The organism is Streptomyces viridochromogenes, from assembly GCF_001270495.1.
GTDB classification, from domain to species: domain Bacteria; phylum Actinomycetota; class Actinomycetes; order Streptomycetales; family Streptomycetaceae; genus Streptomyces; species Streptomyces viridochromogenes_A.
On the sequence record NZ_LGUR01000002.1, the window covers coordinates 388,254 to 404,296 of the forward strand.

Sequence of the window (16,043 nt, forward strand, 5' to 3'; positions counted from 1 at the left end):
CCATACGCTGAGGCCGTGCACGGTTGCACGGTGAACCGGGCACGTGCGTGCTCGGGTGACCCGCGCACGTGGGATTCCGGCCCAGCGCAGGGAGTTGACCAGCGTGTACCACCCCTCAGGAAGCGTTGTTCGTCAGACGGTCGGCTCCGCGACCGGCGTGCTCGACGCCACGGCCGCCGACCGGGAGGCCATCCATTTCCAGCGCTGCACCTGGTGCGGCACCGCCATGTACCACCGGCTGCTCTGTCCGGTCTGCCAGGGCAGCGATCTGCGGACGGAGCGCAGCGAGGGCGTGGGTACCGTCCGGCACTCCACCGTCGTCCACCGCAACACCCCCGCCGCGCGCAATGTGTCCCTCATCGAGATGGCCGAGGGTTTCGTCGTGCGCGGCCGTGTCATGGGCCCGCCCATCGGCATCCACAGCGGGGACCGGGTCCGGCTGTCCACGGCGAAGGACCCGGTCCGCAGCGAGCCGGTGTTCCAGCTGGTCGACGAGCCCTACCGGGCCTGGACCTGAGTCCCCTGACCGCCCGGCCCCTCCCGGAGCGCGGGGATCAGCTCCCGTACGCCGACGGGCCGTCCCGTCTCGAAGCACCGGTTGGCGGCGAGCCCGACCGCCAGGGCCAGCGCGCCGTCGCGTTCGGTGGCCGTGGGGTGCGCCGCCGTGCGGGCTGCCGTCGCCGTGCCGGCCGGCCGCGCGGGCTCGACGGGGCCGAACAGGGCGTCGAGCATGCGCGGGTCTCCCCCGCCGTGCGCCTCGTGGGCGGTCACGAGCGGAATGTCCACCGGGGGCTGCCACAGCGCGCGCAGCGTGAGCCGTGCGCCGCCCGCGTGCTCCGCGGCCGTGTCCCCGTGCAGCGCGCCGCTGCCTGAGCCGATCCTCGTCCGGGGCCGCTGCCATCGGCTCTCCTCGACCTCGAGTTCGAGGCGTCCGGCGCTGCCGTTGAACATGACCCGGTATCCCTCCCAAGGTGAGTACGCGGTGAGGTGGTACGTCATCGTCGCGCCCCCGGCGTAGCGCACGAGGACGGCCATGTCGTCCTCGATGGTGACGGGGCCGCCGAAGACGTTGCGGTCGCGGAGGTAGCCGTTGTCCGGCTCGGCGTCGAGGTAGAGGGCGCGCAGGGTGTCGTTGGCCGCCAGGTCCAGGGCGAAGGGGTCGTCGGCGGCCTGGTCGGCGCCGTGGGCGCGGTCGTAGTCCCGGCGCAGTCCGTGGCGTTCGCCCGCCTCACGGCCGTAGAAGGCGAGCCGTCCGTAGCCGAAGACATCCCTCGGCTCGTCCGCGAGCCACCAGTTGACCAGGTCGAAGTGGTGGCTCGACTTGTGCACCATCAGGCCGCCGCTGTGCCGCTTCTCCCGGTGCCAGCGGCGGAAGTAGTCGGCGCCGTGGCGTACGTCGAGCAGCCACTCGAAGTGGACAGAGAGGATCTCGCCGATCGCGCCGTCGGCGAGCAGGGCGCGAACCGTCTCGTGGACGGGGTTGAAGCGGTAGTTGAAGGCGACGGTGAGGGAGTTCCCGGTGGCCCTGACCGTGTCGAGGATGCGGTCGCAGCGGTCCGCGTCGATGGTCATCGGTTTCTCCGTGACCACGCGGCAGCCCGCCTTGAGGGCGGGGACGATGTAGCGGTCGTGTTCGGCGTCGACGGTGGTGACGACGACCTCGTCGATGTCCTCCTGGGTGAGCATGTCGGTGAAGCGGTCCGGCTCCCACTGGGTGGCGGTGGGTGCGCCGCGGTCGGCCAGCAGCCGGTTGTGGAAGGCCATGCGGGTGGGGCTGGGGTCGCAGAGGGCGGCGACGTGGTGGCCGGGGCGTTCGGCGAGCGCCCGGGTGAACGTCTGGGCACGGTGGCCGGTGCCGACAACGGCGGCGCGGCGTTGGGGAGTTCGGCTCATCGTGGTGGCCTTTCCCGTCGGTCGCCCGCCCACTCCTCCACATCGCTCTTCCCTCGCCGCACAGGCAACGCACAGGCACCTCCTTCCGTCCTCCCCGGGTGAAGGGCCCGGGGCCGTCCCGGTGCGAACGGAAGGAGGGGCACGTGATCCGTGCCCGGCGAATATGGGGCACCGCTCTGGCGGTGCTCACGGTGGTGGGGGCGTCGCCAGGGTGGGCGCAGGCTCAACAGGCGTCCGACGTACGGCTGTTGGCGAACAGGGACGACGGTGGTGGCGGTCTGCCGGCCGACTGGAGCATCACCGGTGAGGGGGCCGCGCGCAAGCTGGTGTGGCGGTCCGACGAACGGGTCCCGATGGGGGACGCCCGGGTCGAGTTCTACGCCGGTGACCGGCTGCTCGGCCGTCCGGCGCCGGCGAAGGACGGGCGTACGTTCCGGCTGGGCCTCGACGGGGTCCCGCTGGACTCGGTGCGGGACCTTCAAGTCCGTTCCTCCGGGCGCCGGTTGGACGCGCCGGAGGCGACTTCCGGCGGTGGGCGCTCGGCGGTGACCGTTCCGCGGCGGCTGCCGGCGAACCAGGTCGACCCCGGCGAGCCGGGCGCGTACCGGACCGTCACGGGCGAGTACGACCTCGCCCCGGTACGGCTGCCCGGGTTCGCCGAGCCGGTCGAGATGAAGGCGGTGGTGGTGGCGCCCAAGGGTGCGCAGGGCCGCCGTCCGCTCGCCCTGTTCCTCCACGGGCGCCACTTCACCTGCTACACCCCGCAGGGCGAGATCGGCGGCGAGTGGCCCTGCCCCGCCGGCACCAAGCCGGTGCCGAGCCACCGGGGCTATCTGCGCGACCAGCGGCTCCTGGCCTCCCAGGGCTATGTGACGGTGTCGGTCTCCGCCAACGGCATCAACGGGCAGGACTGGAACGCCGAGGACGGCGGCGCGCAGGCCCGTTCCTCACTCGTACGGCAGCATCTCGCCCGCTGGGCCGGCTGGTCCGCCCACCCGGGCACGGCGCCGGCGGTCGTACGCGAGGCGCCCAGGGCCGATCTGTCCCGGGTGCTGCTGGTGGGCCACTCACGGGGCGGTGAGGGCGTCAACCGGGCGGCGATGGACAGCCTCTACCCGCCGCCCGCGCCGCAGGACGGCTATCGCGGCCCGGTGCGCTGGCACATTCGCGGCACCGTGCTCATCGGCCCGACGGTCTTCGGCCAGAACCCGGTGGCGGACGTGCCGTCCATGACGATCCTGCCGGGCTGCGACGGCGACGTCTCCGATCTCCAGGGCGAGGTGTACGTCGACGGCACCCGCGGGGTCAGCCGGGGTGCCGCGCTGCACAGCGCCGTGTACGTGGTGGGCGCCAACCACAACTACTTCAACAGCGAGTGGACGCCGGGGCAGGCCGTGTCGCCCGCCGACGACGACTTCTGGCACGACGAGGAGCAGCCCGACCCGGTCTGCTCCCCCGGCGCCCGCACCCGGCTGACCGCCGACCAGCAGCACAAGGCCGGCGCCACCTACATCGCGGCGGCGGCACGGCTGTTCGTCGCCGGCGACGACCGGGTCCGCCCGCTGCTCGACGGCTCGGGCTGGCGCGCGCCCTCGGCCGATCCCGCGCACGTCCTCACCCACGCGGTGGGCGCGCGGCGCGGCGCCGGGTTCCTGCCGGACGGCGAGGTCACCGTGAGCGGAGGCCGGCTGTGCTCGGCGGTGCATCCCTCTTCGGCCACCGCCTGTCTCGCGTCGGAGACGGCCGGTGCCTCACCGCACTTCGCGCGCTGGGAGACCGGCCGCGAGCCCGGCCGCCGCGCGGTAGCGCTGCGCTGGTCCGCGCCGGGTTCCGCCGTACGGGTACGTCCCGACCGGCCGCTGTCCCTGACCGGTGCCAAGGCACTGGCGCTGCGCGTCATCGTGCCCCCGAACAGCACCGGAACGCGGTTGGACGTCTCCGTCACCGACACCACCGGGCGGCAGCGCACCCTCGGCCGCGTCAAGGTCGACGGGCTGCCGGGGACGGGCCGGACCGCTTCGTACTGGGCGCGCGAGGTACGGGTCCCGATCGGCGCCGACGACGCGGCCGCGCTCGACCTGCGGCACGTCACGTCGCTGGAGCTGACGCCGCGCACGAGGTCCGGGCGGGCCTGGCTGATGGACGCCTGGGCCTGGCGGCCGGGCACGCCCGAGGTGCGGGAGGCTCCGCTGGCCCGCGTCGACGTCGGTCGGCTGACCGTCAAGGAGGGGGACTCGGGCGAGCGTACGTACCGGGTACCGGTCCTGGTGTCGGGGCGGGGCGCCGGGCAGGTGCGGCTGTTCGTCTCCGACCCGGTCACGGGCAGGGTCACGCACCGGGTCGTGACGGTGCGGCCCGGTGCGCATGACATCGACGTCCCGGTGAGGGTCACGGGCAACACCCGCTACGGCGACGACCTCGCGCACGACGTCTTCGTGAAGGCGGTCCGCGCCGCCGTGGTCGGCTCGCACCGGGGCGGGGTGAGCGCGGAGAACGACGACCCGCTGCCCACGATCGGGGTGACGCCGGTCACGGACCGGGTGGCCGAGGGGAAGCCGCTGAAGTGGCGGGTGACCTTGTCCGCGGCGGCCGATGCCGAGGTGAGCGGCATGTTCACCGTGGTTCCGGTCGACGGCGGCAAGGAGCTGTCCACCAAGGACGTCGATCCCGCCTGGCTCCAGGACTCCTCCGGCGCCTCGCCGGATCCGGAGCGCCCCCTGTCCAAGGTGGAGGGTCTGTCTCTGTGGGTGTCCGTCCCCGCGGGCGGGACGGGCACGGAGTTGTCCGTCCCGACCCGCACGGACGGGGTGGCCGAGCCGGCCGAGTCGGTGCGCCTGCGGTTGACCGACGACTCCGGCGAACCGGTGCCCGGCGGTGCGGAGGCCACGGGCACGGTGGTCGACGCCTCGTGAGACACGCCTCGCGGGCGGGTGCCGGACACCCGCCCGCGAGGGCCCGTTCGCGTACTCGTCCGGTCGTGTCAGTGCGGCCCGTGGTCCGGCGCAGGCGGGTCGTCCTCCATCAGGTCCAGGTCCGGCGGGACGAGTGTCGTGGACTCCACCAGACCCCGCAGCAGGTTGTGCAGCAGGCGGTTGTCGCCGGGGCGGCCCTGCGACTTGTCGTGCAGCAGGGGGTAGCGGAAGCCGGTGCGGTCCAGCCGGCGGCGTACGTCCTCGATCCGGTACTCGATCCTGCGCTCGTTCCAGCCCGCGTCGGGGCGCAGATGGGCGAGTTGGCGGGCGGCCACGGCGTAGCTCAGGGGGCGCGGGTCCTCCTCGTACAGCAGGTAGCGCTGGCCGAGGACGACCAGCAGCAGCCGTTCGTCGTCGTCCAGCGGCCACATCTCCGGCCGCACCGTCTCCGCCCTGCGCCGCGCGACCGGGCCCTGGTCGTCATGGCCCGCCACATACAACTCGACCAGATGTTCCCGGTAGCCGGAGCCCTTCACGAACAGCGGGGTGTAGCCGGTGGCGAGCGGCATCGGCTCGGTCGCCGTGTGCATCATCCGTCCGCGCGGCAGCCGGACGAGTTGCTGCCCGATGTTGCGCAGCCACCACTGCCCCTGCTGATACGTCAGCTCACCGTGCCGTCGGCTCACCCGCAGATCGTCCACGCCGACCCCGAGATCCACGTCCGGCCGCTCGCCCCGCCCGAAGCGCACCGTCAGGCCCGGCCGCGGCGGGGCCGTGAGATCCCCGGTCACCGTGCGGGCGTGGAGCGTTCCGGGCGCCGTGGGCGCGACACCGCGCGCGAGGCTGGACGACAGAGGCATCGCTGGTCTCCCTCGGTGGTTCGTGGGCTTCCCGGCACGTACGGGTGGGCTCACCAGGATCCCGCACCCACGGCGGGACCCCTCCCCACGCCGGTCAGCCGGCCGGCGTGAGGGTCACGCGGATGCCGACCGTGCCGTTCGCGCCTCGGCGCAGTCGGCTGCCAAGGAGGGTGAGGCGGCCGGTGATGCCGTACTTGCGGGCGATGAGCCTGCGGTAGTGGGCGCTGGTGGGCCGGTCGCAGACCTCGGCGGTGGCGGGGACCTGTTCGCCGGTCGGCTTCCCCCGCAGGTCACAGGGGCCGACGAGGACGTCGCCGCGGGCGCGGATGCGCTTGACCTTCCACGAGTCGGCGACCGTCCAGACACCCAGCGCGTCTCCGTCGCGGACCACCCAGACCGGGGTGGCGACGCCGGTGCCGTTCTTGCGGTAGCTGGTGACGAGCAGGTACTTGCCCGCGCCGAGCGACTCCAGCGTCTCCGCCACTTCCGGCTTCTGCGGCTTCTCCGGCTTCTCCGGCTTCTCCGGCTTCTCCTGCGACGAATCGTCCATGGCCGGAAGTGTAGGCAGCGGGGGTGGGGACGCCGAGGAGCGCCCCCACCCCACCCCGCTCCCGCCGCACGCCTCAGTCGAGGGCCGCCGCCATCCGCCGTACGCCTTCCGTGATCAGCTCCGGTGATGTCGCCAGGTTCAGCCGCACGTGTCCCGCTCCCCCGGTGCCGAACGGGATCCCGGAGTTGAGCGCGACCCGTCCGCGCCGCAGGAAGACGTCCGCGGGGTCGTCGCCGAGGCCGAGCGCGCGGCAGTCGAGCCAGGCGAGGTACGTGGCCTCGCCCGGGCGGTAGGTGATCGCGGGGAGGTGCTCGGCCAGGAGGTCCGCGCACAGGCGCCGGTTGTCGTCCAGGCCGGCCAGCAGGGCGTCGAGCCAGGCGGTGCCGTCGCGCAGGGCGGCACTGTGGGCGATGATGCCGAGGTGACTGGGCCCGTGACTGACCTCTTCGGGCAGCCGGGCCAGGTCGGCGGCGGCCGCGGGGCCCGCGACGGCCAGTGCCGCCTTGAGGCCGGCCAGGTTCCAGGCCTTCGACGCCGACATCAGCGACAGCCCGCTCTCACCGCCCGGGACGCTCAGATACGGCACGAAGTCGACGCCGCCGGCGGTGATCGGGGCGTGGATCTCGTCGGCGACGACCCGTACTCCGTGGCGGTCGGCGAGCGCGGCCACGGCGGCCAGCTCACCGGCGGTGTGCACGGTGCCGGTCGGGTTGTGCGGGCTGCACAGCAGGAAGGCGGCGCGCCGGCCGGCCGTGGTCGCCCGCCGGAAGGTCTCGTCCAGGGTGTCCAGGTCGATGCGCAGGTCGGCACCCAGCGGCGCCTCGATCACCCGGCGGTCCATGTGCTCGACGAACTGGTAGAACGGCGGATAGACCGGTGAGTTCACCACGACCGAATCGCCCGGTCCGGTGATCAGTTTGAGCATTTCGACCACACCGAGCATCACGTCGGGCACGATCGCCGTCCGTTCCACGGCGAGCCCGTCCCAGCCCCACCGCTTCTCCGCGAATCCGGCGAGCGCTTCGGCGTAGCCGGTGCCCGCCGGATAGCCGGTGTCGCCGAGCGCGAGGGCCTCGGTGAGCGCGTGCACGACGGGTTCGGCCAGCGGCACGTCCATCTCGGCCACCCACAGCGGCAGCACGTCGTCGGGGTAGGCGCGCCACTTCATGCTCGTACGACATCGGAGACGGTCGAGGGTGAGGGTGCGAAGGGGGTTCGGTTCACCGGACGTTTCGTGCGGGATCCTGGTCATGGGGCACAAGATAGGGGGCTGTGCGGGGACCGTGAACTGCTGACGCGGGTGCCGACGCGGGAACGATCACCCGGGCGGTGAACACGGACGGGCCCGGCCACGTATGGAGAGAGGGTGCTCAACTACGGGAGGGCCCCGCGGCGTTGCCGCCGCGCTGTACTGGTTCGGGAGCCCTGCATGAGGCACGCACGACGACGTCTCGTCCGGCGAGTGACACGGCTGGCGGCCGTCGGCGGACTCCTCCTCGGAGGAACGATGGTCACACGCGCCGTGGCGAGCGAACCTCCGGACGCGTCGGCCGTCCCGCGCACCTACGCCGCTTCGGTCGCCGGCACCGGCAGCGACCTGGTCGCACGGCTGGGCGCGTCCCGTACGGCGGGCAGTTGGATCGGTGCCGACGGGAAGCCGGTGGTCGCGGTCACCGACGAGGCTGCGGCGGCCGAGGTGCGCAGGGCGGGCGCCGAGGCGAAGATGGTCGACCACAGCATGGACGAGCTGAATTCGGCGACGTCGACGCTGCGTTCGGCACCCCGGGTGGCCGGTACGGCGTGGGTCATGGACTACCGGTCCAACGAGATCGTGGTACGGGGCGACAGCACCGTTTCGGCGGACGACTGGTCCCGGATGACGGATCTCGCGGGCGACATCGGCGGCTTCGTCCGCATGGAGCGCACCGAGGGCACGTTCACGACGCGGCTCAACGGCGCGCTGCCGCTGCTGTCGACCGCCGGGCGCTGTTCGGCCGGTTTCAACGTCACGGACGGGCAGCGTGACTTCATCCTCACGGCGGGGCACTGCGGGCCCGACGGTTCCGTGTGGTTCTCCGACACCCGGGGCACCCAGCAGATCGGCCAGACGATCAAGCAGAACTTTCCCGGCGGCGACTTCTCCCTGGTCCAGTACGCGAGCGGGGATGCCGGCGCCGGGGCGGACGTCGTGTCGATCGGTGAGGGCAAGGGCGTACGGATCACGGGTGCGGCCGATCCCGCCGTCGGGCAGCGGGTGTTCCGCAGCGGCAGCACGAGCGGGTTGCGTGACGGTGAGGTGACGGCGCTCAACGCCACGGTCAACTACCCGGAGGGCACGGTCACGGGGCTCATCGAGACGAACGTGTGCGCCGAACCCGGCGACAGCGGCGGTCCGATGTTCTCGGAGGGCGTCGCGCTGGGTGTGACCTCGGGGGGCAGCGGTGACTGCAACGCCGGTGGTACGACGTTCTTCCAGCCCGTGACCAAGGCGCTGGCCGCGCTCGACATGAAGCTGATCGTGGCGGCGCAGAACGGATCGGGTCAGCAGGGCGCCTCGCCCGCGCCGTCCGCGTCAGCGCCGCAGGGCGCGGTCTCGCCCGGTGACGCGTCGCCCGGGTCGTCGGCCCCGGTGACCGGCGCGGACGCCGCGACGCTGCTGTCCCGGCTGGCGGACCCGAAGAACGTCGGCCCGGGTCTGCTGGTCATCGCGGGCAGCCTGGTCGCCCTGGCGGCGACCCGGTTCATCCGCGCGGAGCAGGACCGCAAGGCGTACCGGCGTTACTACTCGGCGACCTGGGGGTGACGGGGCCGGGCCGTCGACCCCGGCGACGCCCGAGAGGGGTGTTCCGATGCGTGGGGAGGTACGTCGAGGAGGAGGGGGACGGGTCTCGGGTCTGCACCGAGGCGCGTGCTCAGGCCGCCTTCACCGGCTGCGGGGCCGCGGCGGCCCACTCCAGGACCAGACGCTGGTATTCCTCGCGCTGCTCGACGCTCAGTGTCCCGCCCGACCGGCGCCACAGCGCCCGGATCTCCTCGTTGACCTCGTCAGCCGATCGCTCGGAGGCGAATTCAACAGTGGTGGACATGCTGTGAAGCATACGGCTCCAGAGGTGAAGGCGACGTGAGTAAGCGAGGGCAATACGGACATACCGGACCGTGTTGCTGATCACGTCCATCTGTCCACGGAGATCGCGGAGTTCAGGCGTCCGCCGCCCCCAGGACCAGCACCTGGATCGCGAGAACGGCGGCGCCACGCGCCCAGTCGTGAAAGTCGGACACCTTGGTCTCAAGTTCGACCGGCGCGGCCAGCGGATGCCGAAGCGCGCGGATGGTGTCCGCCACAGTCTTGCCGGCGATGTCCATGAGGCCCACCCCCTCGCCGGCGAGCAGGATCTTCTGCGGCAGTACGAAGTTGGCGATCTGGGCGACCAGGGTGCCCAGCGCCCGGGCCGCCTCCTCGATCACGCGGGCGGGCATCGGCTCGCCCGCCGCGGCGAGCTCCAGGATCTCCTCGTACGTCCGGTCACGGCCGGTGGCGGCCTGGACCTGGTAGCGGATGTTGGGGATGGTCAGCAGCGAGACGGCGCTGCCGCGCGCCCCGTCGGGGGTGAGCGGCCCGTTGGGGTCGATGATCCAGTGACGGCCGAAGCCGCGGTCCTCTTCGGCGTAGGGCACCCGCTTGCCGCCCAGGACCAGCCCGTAGCCGATGCCGGCGCCGATGGTGAGGACGACGAAGCGGTCGAGGCCGCGCCCGGCGCCGAACCAGGTCTCCGCCTCGACGAGGGCGGCGACGTCGTTCTCCACGACGACCGGCAACCCCGTGCGCCCCTCGACCAGTTCGGCGAGCGGGACGTCACGCCAGCCCAGGAACGGTGACTCCCCCACCACGGCCCGGTCCTCGACGAGGCCGCCCACGCCGATGCCGATGCCCGCGAGGCGGGGGTGGTCGGCGGTGAGCGCGTCGGTCATCTCCCCCAGCACCTCCACCACTTCGGCGGGTTCGCGGCTGGTGAGCGGGCGGTCGTAGCGGGCGACGATCTCACTTCTGAGGGTGGTGACGACGCCGTAGACCATGTCCTCGGTGATCTTGAAGCCGATGAAGGAGCGGGATTCGGCGACGACGTCCAGCGGCTGCGACGGGCGGCCCTGCCGCACCTCCGCCGGGGCCCCCGCCTCGGGGACCTCGACGAGGAGGCCCGACTCGATCAGCGGTTTGGTCAGCCGGGTGAGGCTGCCCGCGGACAGGTCGAGCCGCCGGGCGAGTTCGGTGCGGGACAGGGGGCCACCGAGGAGCACCTCGATCGCCACCGAGCGCTCACCGGGGCTGAGCGGAAGCCAGCTTGCGGCTACTGGGGTCATGGTCGTCAGACTCCCACATGATTTTTTTCTCCATGAAATCAACACCTCCATTCTAGAGCCGTCAGACCGGCCTGCAGGAGATGCCCGCACAGCTCTTGACGGCTTGATTCTTCCGCGACGAAAGTAAGTGACGCCGAGGACGAGCCGCCGCAGACGAGGGAGTCTCCCGATGACCATCGCCTCCAGCAGCCCTCCGTCGCGTCTGCCCCTGGGCAGCGCGCAGGGGGCAGGGACCAAGTCGAGGACGCGGCGGGCACGCTCCCGCGAGAGTCAGGGGGACGGGCGGCTCGCCGCGGTGTTCATCGCTCCGGCGCTGCTGGGCTTCCTGGTCTTCCTGCTCTGGCCGACGCTGCGCGGCATCTACCTGAGCTTCACCCGGTTCAACCTGCTCACCCCGGCGGAGTGGGTGGGGTTCGACAACTACGTCCGCATGGTCAACGACCCGATCTTCTGGAGCTCGTTGACGGTCACCGTCGAGTACGTCTTCATCAACATCGGCGTCCAGACGGTGGCGGCGCTCGCCATCGCCGTCCTGCTCCAGCGGCTGACCCAGTCGGCGCTGCTGCGGGGCATCGTGCTCACCCCGTACCTGATGTCGAACGTCGTCGCCGGCCTGGTGTGGCTGTGGATCCTCGACACCCAGCTCGGCATCGGGAACGAGATCATCAGTGCCGTCGGCGTGGACCGCATACCGTTCCTCGCCGACGAGACCTGGGCGATCCCCACCATCGCGCTGATCAACGTCTGGCGGCACGTCGGATACACCGCCCTCCTGCTGTTCGCCGGTCTCCAGGCGATCCCGAACGACATGTACGAGGCCGCGAAGGTGGACGGCGCGAGCGAGTGGCGCATGTTCTGGCGGATCACGATGCCGCTGCTGCGTCCGGTCCTGGCGGTCGTTCTGATCATGACGGTGATCGGTTCGTTCCAGGTGTTCGACACGGTCGCCGTGACGACCGCGGGCGGTCCGGCGAACGCGACGAACGTGCTCCAGTACTACATCTACGGATCCGCGTTCGGCCGCTTCCAGTTCGGCTACGCCTCGGCGATGTCCGTCGCCCTCCTCGTCGTGCTCAGCGCGATCACCGTCCTCCAGTACCGGCTCACCCGGGCCGGCCGGACCGACCTCGGCTGACGGAAGGAGACCCCGACATGACTGCCGTGACAACGACCACGCCGACCGTACGGCCGGCCAAACGCAGGTTCTCCCTCGGCCGGGCCACCGCCTGGGCCGTGCTGGGCCTCGTCGTCCTGATCACCCTGCTGCCCTTCTACTGGATCCTGCGCACCGCGCTCTCCACCAACGCGGGCCTCAACGCCGACCCCACCAGTCCGCTCCCCGTCGACCTCACCGGCACCGGCTTCCAGCGGGCTCTCGGTCTGCAGTCGGCCGAGGAGGCGGTCGCGCAGGGCGGGGCGGGTGGCGGGCTCGACTTCTGGCGCTATCTGCTCAACTCGGTGATCGTCTCGACACTGATCACCGGCTGCCAGATCTTCTTCTCCGCGATGGCCGCGTACGCCTTCTCGCGGCTGCGCTGGCGCGGGAGGGACAAGGTGTTCGGGCTGTTCCTGGGCGGGCTGATGGTGCCGACCATCTTCACGCTGCTGCCCAACTTCGTGCTCATCAAGCAACTCCACCTGGTGGACACGCTCCTGGGCATCGCGCTGCCCAGCCTCTTCATGACCCCGTTCGCGGTGTTCTTCCTGCGGCAGTTCTTCATGAACATCCCCCGGGAGGTCGAGGAGGCCGCGCTGCTCGACGGCGCCGGGAAGGTCAAGGTCTTCTTCCGGGTCGTCCTGCCGATGGCGTCCACACCGGTCATCACGCTGGGCGTGCTGACGTACATCACCTCCTGGAACGACTACTTCTGGCCGCTGATGGTGTCCTACAGCGACAGCTCGCGCGTTCTGACGGTGGCGCTGGCGGTCTTCCGGGCGCAGACCCCGGCGACCGGCGTCGACTGGTCGGGGCTGATGGCGGCGACGCTGATCGCCGCGCTGCCGATGCTGGTGCTGTTCGCCTGCTTCGCCCGCCGCATCGTCAGCTCCATCGGCTTCACCGGGATCAAGTGAGGGAACGCGCATGCGCATTCGTAACCTGACCGCGCTCGCCGGAGCGCTGGCCCTGTCCCTGGTGGCCGGCTGCGCGAGCGGAGGCTCCGCCGGATCGTCCGCGAACACGGTGACGTACTGGCTGTGGGACGCCAACCAGCTGCCCGCCTACCAGGCCTGTGCCAAGGGGTTCGAGAAGGAGAACCCCGGACTAAAGGTCAAGATCACCCAGTTGGGCTGGAGCGACTACTGGACCAAGCTCACCGCCGGCTTCATCGCGGGCACCCAGCCGGACGTGTTCACCGACCACATCCAGTACTTCGGCCAGTTCGCCGACCTGAAGGTCCTCGAACCGCTCGACGACCTCGGCATGAAGGACTCCGACTACCAGCCGGGGCTCGCCGCCAACTGGATCGGCCAGGACGGCCACCGGTACGGCGCCCCCAAGGACTGGGATACGGTCGCGCTCTTCTACAACGAGAAGATGGCCAAGGACGCCGGACTGACCGCGGAGCAGCTGAACAACCTGGCCTGGAACCCCGAGGACGGCGGCACCTTCGAGAAGGCCGTCGCCCGTCTGACGATCGACAGGAACGGCAGGCGCGGCGACGAGCCGGGCTTCGACAAGGACAACGTCAAGGTGTACGGCCTGGCCACCAACGGCGGCGGCTTCGGCGACGGCCAGACGCAGTGGAGCAACTTCGCGGCCTCCGCCGGATGGGACTACCTGGACAAGCCGCGCTGGGGCAAGAAGTACCAGTACGGCAGCAAGACCTTCCAGTCCGTCATCAAGTGGTACTTCGGTCTCGCGAAGAAGGGCTACATGCCCCCGCTCTCCGACTACAACGTCCAGTCCAACCAGGCGAACACCCAGGTCGCCGCGGGGAAGGCCGCCGCCGCCTTCGACGGTGCGTGGATGATCTCCACCTACGCGGGCTTCAAGGGCATGGACATGAGGACCGCGCTCACACCGGTCGGCCCGACCGGCAAACGCGCCACCATGATGAACGGTCTCGCCGACTCGATCACCAAGGCCGCCAAGAACAAGGAAGGCGCCCGCAAGTGGGTGGCGTATCTGGCCTCCGACGAGTGCCAGACCGTCGTCGGCAGGTACGGCGTCGTCTTCCCCGCCACTCCGGCCGGGACCAGGGCCGCGATCGCCGCGTACGACAAGAAGGGCCTCGACGTCTCGGCCTTCACCGAGCCCGTGGCCGACAAGAAGCACTTCCGGACCTTCTCGTATCCGATCGCCAACTACTCCGCGGACATGACAGCCCTCATGACACCCGCGATGGAGGACATCTACGGCAACGGAAAGCCCGTGAGCAGCCTCGACGAGACCAACGACCAGATCAATCTCATCCTCGGCCAGTGAAAGGCACCCACTCCATGACGTTCTCCCTCGGCATCGTCGGCGCCGGCCAGTTCTCCGGCCAGTTCGCCACGCTGTTCCAGGCCCACCCCGGTGTCAGCGACGTGTACGTCACCGATCTGCTGCCCGAGCGGGCCGAGCAGCTCGCCGACGCTCAGGGACTGGCCGGCACCTTCCCGTCGTACGAGGCGATGCTGGAGTCGAAGGCCGTCGACGCCGTCGCGATCTTCACCCAGCGCTGGACCCACGGCCCGCTGGTGCTCCAGGGCCTGAACGCCGGCAAGCACGTGTACTCCGCGGTCCCCATGGCGATCACCACGGAGGAGATCGCGGCGATCATCGACGCCGTCAAGGCGACCGGTCTGACCTACATGATGGGCGAGACCAGCGAGTACAACCCGGCGACGGTGCACGCCCGCAACCAGATCGCGGAGGGCGCCTTCGGACGGCTCTTCTACGCCGAGGGCGACTACGTCCACGACATGGACCTGGGGTTCTACGAGGCGTACCAGTACAGCGGCGGCGAGAACTGGAAGGCGACCGCCTCCTATCCCCCGCTGCTGTACCCGACGCACGCGGTGGGCGGTGTGCTGGGGGCCTGGCGGACGCACGCGGTGAGCGTGTCGGCGATCGGGGTCGTGGACGACCGCGGCGACGGCGTCTTCGACAAGTCCGTCAGCCAGTTCGGCAACGACGTCTCCAACGCGACCGCGCTGTTCGAGGTCGCGGGCGGCGGCTCGTTCCGTACGAACGAGTTCCGGCGGGTCGGCTACCCCTCGCACATACGGGAGTCACGCTTCCGCTTCTTCGGCACCGAGGCGAGCATGGAGCAGCTCGCCACCGTGGCCTTCTGGCAGGACAAGAAGGGCGTCAAGGACATCAGTGAGCTGCTGGAGCCCAAGCCCACCATGGCTCCTGACGACCCGTCGCTCCAGCACATCGCGCCGGAGCTGCGGGCCGCCTTCACCTCGGGGTCGGCGCCGGTGCACGACCGGGCGCGGCTGCCCCGGGAGTTCGACAACCTGCACAACGGCCACGAAGGCAGCCACCACTTCCTGGTGGACGACTTCGTGACCGCGGTGAACGGCCGCACCCTGCCGTCCGTGAACGCGTGGGTGGCGGCCCGCTACACCCTGCCGGGCATCGTCGCGCACGAGTCGGCGCGGCAGGGCGGGGTCAGGCTGGAGATCCCGGACTTCGGGGACGCCCCGGAGGTGTGACGCTTCTCCGGGGGCCGTTAGCCGGGTGCCTGCGCGTGTCTTTCTGTGTGTCAGGTGCCCGGCTTGCGGCCGTACACGTAGACGTCGTCGCCGTTCTTCAACAGCGACCAGTACTTCTTCGCGTCGGTCTTGGTCATGTTGACGCAGCCGTGCGAGCCCGGCGGGTTCCACATGCTGACACCGACCGAGTGGAAGGCCTGGCCGCCGTCGAAGAACTGGGAGTACGGCATCGGCACGTTGTAGATGCTCGACACGTGGTCGATGTTGCGCCAGTAGATCTTCTTCAGGCCGGTGCGCGTCTCGTAGCCGTCGCGGCCGGTGCGGACCGGCACCGGGCCGTACACCAGCTTCCTGCCGTCCTGGATCCAGCTCAGCTGGAGCGTGAGGTTCACACAGGCGATGCGACCCTTGTTGACAGGGCACTTGCCGTCCTTGTTGGGGTTGTTGCCGACGGCCTTCTGCTTGTTCATGAGGTCCATCACGCCCCAGGTGACGGAACCCGCGTAGCCCGCGTTCGGGGTGATGCCGTGCTTGGTCTGGAAGGCCTGGATGGCCTTGCAGTCGGCGGTGGACTGCTTGCCGTCGACCGGCCGGCCGAGGAATTTCTCCACCTTCTTCTGATACGGCCCGGTCTGGGTCGTGCAGCTCGGGGCCGCCTGCGCCGGTGCGGCGGCGAGCGTCAGCGCGAGCGGTGCGACGAGTCCTCCGGTGATGCCGAGTGCGACGGCGCGCCGTCTGCGTATGTCCCCCATGGCCGGGCCTCTCCCTTGCGTGGTCCTGTGGACTTCTGCCTGGTAGACCCGTGTGCGGGGGTGTCGGTTGTGG

At 70.8% G+C, this 16,043-nt stretch carries 14 protein-coding genes; 7 read left to right on the forward strand and 7 right to left on the reverse strand.

Annotated features, from left to right (window positions below):
* The first annotated feature begins 103 nt into the window (after positions 1-103).
* Positions 104-517 (forward strand): Zn-ribbon domain-containing OB-fold protein, encoded by a 414-nt coding sequence (locus ADK36_RS01625; protein ID WP_048578920.1) that lies wholly within the window; start codon positions 104-106, stop codon positions 515-517.
* Here ADK36_RS01625 and ADK36_RS01630 read toward each other — a convergent pair.
* The gene (locus ADK36_RS01630; protein WP_048578921.1) at positions 499-1,893 is read right to left on the reverse strand and encodes a Gfo/Idh/MocA family protein; all 1,395 of its coding nucleotides are present in this window, start codon (positions 1,891-1,893) and stop codon (positions 499-501) included. The genes ADK36_RS01625 and ADK36_RS01630 overlap by 19 nt on opposite strands.
* A gap of 143 nt (positions 1,894-2,036) precedes the next feature.
* Between ADK36_RS01630 and ADK36_RS01635 the strand changes: the two genes are divergently transcribed.
* The gene (locus ADK36_RS01635; RefSeq protein WP_053195968.1) at positions 2,037-4,805 is read left to right on the forward strand and encodes a hypothetical protein; all 2,769 of its coding nucleotides are present in this window, start codon (positions 2,037-2,039) and stop codon (positions 4,803-4,805) included.
* A 68-nt stretch (positions 4,806-4,873) separates the two neighbouring features.
* Here ADK36_RS01635 and ADK36_RS01640 read toward each other — a convergent pair whose 3' ends face one another.
* From ADK36_RS01640 to ADK36_RS01650, 3 genes are all read right to left on the reverse strand, one after another.
* The gene (locus ADK36_RS01640; protein ID WP_048578923.1) at positions 4,874-5,665 is read right to left on the reverse strand and encodes an FHA domain-containing protein; all 792 of its coding nucleotides are present in this window, start codon (positions 5,663-5,665) and stop codon (positions 4,874-4,876) included.
* Between the two features lie 94 nt (positions 5,666-5,759).
* Complete coding sequence (locus ADK36_RS01645) at positions 5,760-6,215, reverse strand: PPOX class F420-dependent oxidoreductase (RefSeq protein ID WP_078942830.1); 456 nt, start codon at positions 6,213-6,215, stop codon at positions 5,760-5,762.
* A gap of 73 nt (positions 6,216-6,288) precedes the next feature.
* The gene (locus ADK36_RS01650; RefSeq protein WP_053195970.1) at positions 6,289-7,467 is read right to left on the reverse strand and encodes a MalY/PatB family protein; all 1,179 of its coding nucleotides are present in this window, start codon (positions 7,465-7,467) and stop codon (positions 6,289-6,291) included.
* Positions 7,468-7,644: 177 nt separating this feature from the next.
* Here ADK36_RS01650 and ADK36_RS01655 point away from each other — a divergent pair, with 177 nt between their 5' ends.
* Positions 7,645-9,018 carry a S1 family peptidase gene (locus tag ADK36_RS01655; protein WP_053195972.1) on the forward strand — a complete coding sequence of 458 codons (1,374 nt, stop codon included), beginning with the start codon at positions 7,645-7,647 and terminating at the stop codon, positions 9,016-9,018.
* A gap of 109 nt (positions 9,019-9,127) precedes the next feature.
* Here ADK36_RS01655 and ADK36_RS01660 read toward each other — a convergent pair whose 3' ends face one another.
* On the reverse strand, positions 9,128-9,313 hold the full coding sequence (locus ADK36_RS01660) for a hypothetical protein (protein WP_048578926.1): 186 nt from the start codon (positions 9,311-9,313) through the stop codon (positions 9,128-9,130).
* A 100-nt stretch (positions 9,314-9,413) separates the two neighbouring features.
* On the reverse strand, positions 9,414-10,574 hold the full coding sequence (locus ADK36_RS01665) for an ROK family transcriptional regulator (protein ID WP_048578927.1): 1,161 nt from the start codon (positions 10,572-10,574) through the stop codon (positions 9,414-9,416).
* Positions 10,575-10,743: 169 nt separating this feature from the next.
* Here ADK36_RS01665 and ADK36_RS01670 point away from each other — a divergent pair, with 169 nt between their 5' ends.
* Genes ADK36_RS01670 through ADK36_RS01685 form a run of 4 tightly spaced genes read left to right on the forward strand, consistent with a single transcriptional unit; the run spans position 10,744 to position 15,218 of the window.
* Positions 10,744-11,709, forward strand: coding sequence for a carbohydrate ABC transporter permease (locus tag ADK36_RS01670; RefSeq protein WP_048578928.1), 966 nt, complete (start codon positions 10,744-10,746; stop codon positions 11,707-11,709).
* A 17-nt stretch (positions 11,710-11,726) separates the two neighbouring features.
* Positions 11,727-12,647 carry a carbohydrate ABC transporter permease gene (locus ADK36_RS01675; protein WP_048578929.1) on the forward strand — a complete coding sequence of 307 codons (921 nt, stop codon included), beginning with the start codon at positions 11,727-11,729 and terminating at the stop codon, positions 12,645-12,647.
* Positions 12,648-12,657: 10 nt separating this feature from the next.
* Positions 12,658-14,001: an ABC transporter substrate-binding protein gene (locus tag ADK36_RS01680; RefSeq protein ID WP_048578930.1), complete on the forward strand. Its 1,344-nt coding sequence runs from the start codon at positions 12,658-12,660 to the stop codon at positions 13,999-14,001.
* 14 nt (positions 14,002-14,015) lie between these two features.
* Positions 14,016-15,218 (forward strand): Gfo/Idh/MocA family protein, encoded by a 1,203-nt coding sequence (locus tag ADK36_RS01685; protein ID WP_048578931.1) that lies wholly within the window; start codon positions 14,016-14,018, stop codon positions 15,216-15,218.
* A 50-nt stretch (positions 15,219-15,268) separates the two neighbouring features.
* Here ADK36_RS01685 and ADK36_RS01690 read toward each other — a convergent pair whose 3' ends face one another.
* Entirely contained in the window at positions 15,269-15,970 is a 702-nt protein-coding gene (locus ADK36_RS01690) for a L,D-transpeptidase family protein (protein WP_048578932.1), read from the reverse strand.
* Positions 15,971-16,043 lie beyond the last annotated feature (73 nt).

Excerpts from the sequence above, each read along its gene's own strand:
- ADK36_RS01630 (WP_048578921.1), bottom strand. The coding sequence starts at position 1,893 with ATGAGCCGAACTCCCCAACGCCGCGCCGCCGTTGTCGGCACCGGCCAC.
- ADK36_RS01680 (WP_048578930.1), top strand. The coding sequence starts at position 12,658 with ATGCGCATTCGTAACCTGACCGCGCTCGCCGGAGCGCTGGCCCTGTCC.
- ADK36_RS01660 (WP_048578926.1), bottom strand. The coding sequence starts at position 9,313 with ATGCTTCACAGCATGTCCACCACTGTTGAATTCGCCTCCGAGCGATCG.
- ADK36_RS01690 (WP_048578932.1), bottom strand. The coding sequence starts at position 15,970 with ATGGGGGACATACGCAGACGGCGCGCCGTCGCACTCGGCATCACCGGA.
- ADK36_RS01650 (WP_053195970.1), bottom strand. The coding sequence starts at position 7,467 with ATGACCAGGATCCCGCACGAAACGTCCGGTGAACCGAACCCCCTTCGC.
- ADK36_RS01685 (WP_048578931.1), top strand. The coding sequence starts at position 14,016 with ATGACGTTCTCCCTCGGCATCGTCGGCGCCGGCCAGTTCTCCGGCCAG.
- ADK36_RS01645 (WP_078942830.1), bottom strand. The coding sequence starts at position 6,215 with ATGGACGATTCGTCGCAGGAGAAGCCGGAGAAGCCGGAGAAGCCGGAG.
- ADK36_RS01665 (WP_048578927.1), bottom strand. The coding sequence starts at position 10,574 with ATGACCCCAGTAGCCGCAAGCTGGCTTCCGCTCAGCCCCGGTGAGCGC.
- ADK36_RS01675 (WP_048578929.1), top strand. The coding sequence starts at position 11,727 with ATGACTGCCGTGACAACGACCACGCCGACCGTACGGCCGGCCAAACGC.
- ADK36_RS01670 (WP_048578928.1), top strand. The coding sequence starts at position 10,744 with ATGACCATCGCCTCCAGCAGCCCTCCGTCGCGTCTGCCCCTGGGCAGC.
- ADK36_RS01655 (WP_053195972.1), top strand. The coding sequence starts at position 7,645 with ATGAGGCACGCACGACGACGTCTCGTCCGGCGAGTGACACGGCTGGCG.
- ADK36_RS01640 (WP_048578923.1), bottom strand. The coding sequence starts at position 5,665 with ATGCCTCTGTCGTCCAGCCTCGCGCGCGGTGTCGCGCCCACGGCGCCC.